Origin of the sequence: Dialister sp. (assembly GCF_051885895.1) — a bacterium.
Taxonomy (GTDB): Bacteria; Bacillota; Negativicutes; order Veillonellales; family Dialisteraceae; genus Dialister.
On sequence record NZ_JBJEXP010000037.1, the window covers coordinates 1 to 2,648 of the forward strand.

Annotated in this window: 3 protein-coding genes; all 3 read right to left on the reverse strand. The window is 47.3% G+C overall.

Annotated elements, in window-relative coordinates; genetic code table 11:
- On the reverse strand, positions 1–1,221 hold a 1,221-nt coding region (gene glyA / locus ACI4N7_RS03590), incomplete at its 3' end, for a serine hydroxymethyltransferase (protein ID WP_439731994.1).
- A gap of 277 nt (positions 1,222–1,498) precedes the next feature.
- Entirely contained in the window at positions 1,499–2,062 is a 564-nt protein-coding gene (locus tag ACI4N7_RS03595) for a TIGR01440 family protein (RefSeq protein ID WP_439731995.1), read from the reverse strand.
- Entirely contained in the window at positions 2,055–2,507 is a 453-nt protein-coding gene (gene rpiB, locus ACI4N7_RS03600; protein ID WP_439731996.1) for a ribose 5-phosphate isomerase B, read from the reverse strand. Before rpiB ends, ACI4N7_RS03595 begins: the two co-directional genes overlap by 8 nt.
- Between the last annotated feature and the right edge of the window lie 141 nt (positions 2,508–2,648).

Sequence of the window (2,648 nt, forward strand, 5' to 3'; positions counted from 1 at the left end):
CGGATATTTTTTGCAGAGAGCAGCTACTCTGTCTGCGCAGGCAGATTTAATAGCAGCATCTTCCGGATTCTTTACCACAGTGGCAATGATGTCGGCGATTTCTTTGAAGTCGTCTTCTTTGAGGCCTCTGGTGGTAAGAGCCGGGGAACCGAGACGAATACCGCTGGTAACGAAGGGAGAGAGTGTTTCGAAAGGAATGGTATTTCTATTGGCAGTGATACCGATTTCATCCAGTACATTCTGGGCTACCTTACCCGTAATGCCGATAGCTTTCATATCAGCCAGGAGAACATGAGTATCGGTGCCGCCGGAAACAACGCGAATGCCCTGTTTCTGCAGTTCATCAGAAAGAACCTTTTCATTTTTCTTGATCTGTTTTGCATACTGTTTGAAATCATCAGAAAGGTCTTCGCCGAAAGCTACAGCCTTGGCAGCAATGACATGCATAAGAGGACCGCCCTGCATGCCGGGGAATACAGCCTTATCGATAGCTTTGGCATATTTTTCACGGCACATGATGATGCCGCCTCTTGGTCCGCGAAGGGTCTTATGGGTAGTGGTGGTCACGATATCTGCATAAGGCACAGGACTCGGATATTCACCGCCTGCCACGAGGCCTGCAAAGTGAGCCATATCCACCATGAAGAGGGCTCCTACTTCGTGGGCAATGGCAGCCATTCTCTCAAAGTCAATAATTCTGGAATAAGCACTGGTGCCGCCGATAATCAGTTTCGGATGCACTTCCTTGGCAATTTTTTCCATGGCTTCATAATCCAGAAGTTCATCATCTTTGCGAACGCCGTAGGGAACTACATTGAAATAGTTGCCGGAAATATTGACGGGGCTGCCATGGGACAGGTGACCACCATCGGTCAGATTCATGCCCATCATGGTATCTCCCGGTTTTAAAAGTCCATAATATACGGCAAAGTTTGCCTGAGAGCCGGAATGAGGCTGTACGTTGACATGTTCAGCGCCGAACAGTTCTTTCGCCCGATCAATAGCCAGCTGTTCCACTTTATCAACAAATTCACAGCCGCCGTAGTATCTCTTGCCCGGATAGCCTTCAGCGTATTTATTGGTCAGCACGCTGCCCTGGGCTTCCATTACAGCGTAGCTTACGATATTTTCAGAAGCAATCATTTCCAGCTTGTTTCTCTGTCTGTTCAGTTCTTCCTGAATGGCTTCATACACTGGCTTGTCATCTTTTAAATGGTTCATACAATAAACTCCCTTCCTGCAAACCTGCCGTTCCGATAATCGGTTCGGCACACTCCCAAATCTATTGGAAAAACAGTAACTGCATCGGTTTCCGACTTCACTGCTTTCCCGGATAACTGAAAAAATTTCCAGATATCAACAGTTTCATTGTACCATAAGCACGGTACCAAAACATCAGAACATCAGAACTCATAACAGAAAAGAGGTTTAAAACAGGAGGGAGCCTGCAGGGCCTCTCCCGTTTCAAACCTCTTCATTGAGTCTTTATGCCATTATATCAGAAAGCGCCTTTGTTGTCATCTTTTATATAGCGGGCCCTTTCACCGCCGATGAGAGGCGGCCTGGTGCGGGCGCCGGTAACAATTGCGCTGCCTACCCGGTTATGGGCGAGATGAATAGGCACAGCTACCCGTTTCAAGTGCATGCCGATCATGGTAAGACCGATATCCAGTCCCCCATCCGCTTTGATTTCCTCTACAGCCACAGGATCCCTGAAATGATAGTATGCATTGGTAGCAAAGGCGCCGCCGCCGTGAAGCCAGGGAACAACTGTAACAATTTCATAGCCGAATTTTTCAGCGGTCTCTCTTTCTACAATCAATGCACGATTCAGATGCTCACAGCATTGAAAAGCCAGGCGGAGATGATGTTTTTCCGCCAGTTCCATCAGTGTTTCCACTACCGCGGTGCCTACTTCATAGGAGCTGTCCTTACCGATATGTCCACCCCGGATTTCACTGGAAGATCCGCCGATAACGATGAGACTTCCCTCATGGAAATCAGAAAGGCTGATCAGCTCTTCAAAAGCATCTGCTGCCTGTTTTTTTAAATCTTCATACATGAGACTCTTCCTCTTCTATTTTGGCAATTTTGCCAATTCTTCTGGCATGACGTCCCCCTTCAAAAGGTGTCTTCAGAAATTCATCCAGAATAAACTCTGCCAGACCAGGTCCGATAACCCGGGCTCCCATGGTAATCACATTGGCATCATTATGAGCTCTGGTGAAATGGGCAGAAAACGTGTCGCCGCAAAGCGCTGCCCGAATGCCCTTCATCTTGTTTGCAGCAATGCACATACCGATACCGGTACCGCAGATCAGACAGGCATAAGTAACCTCCCCCTTCTGCACCAGACGGCAGGCTTTCTCTGCAAAATCAGGATAATCACAGGACTCCTCAGAATCAGTACCACAGTCAATGTATTCGATCTTTTCTTCATCAAGATGTTTCTTCAAAGATGCTTTCAGTTCAAATCCGCCATGATCGCTGGCAATGGCAATCTTCATAAGTCTCATCCCTTCCTTAAATACGGAACATCTGTATACAGATTTAGTATACATCATGAATAAAGAAGATGTAAAGCGAAAGACACATGGGCTCCTGATGCATAAGGAGTCGGAAAGGAAGCCGACAGAGCAGCAGGCCTG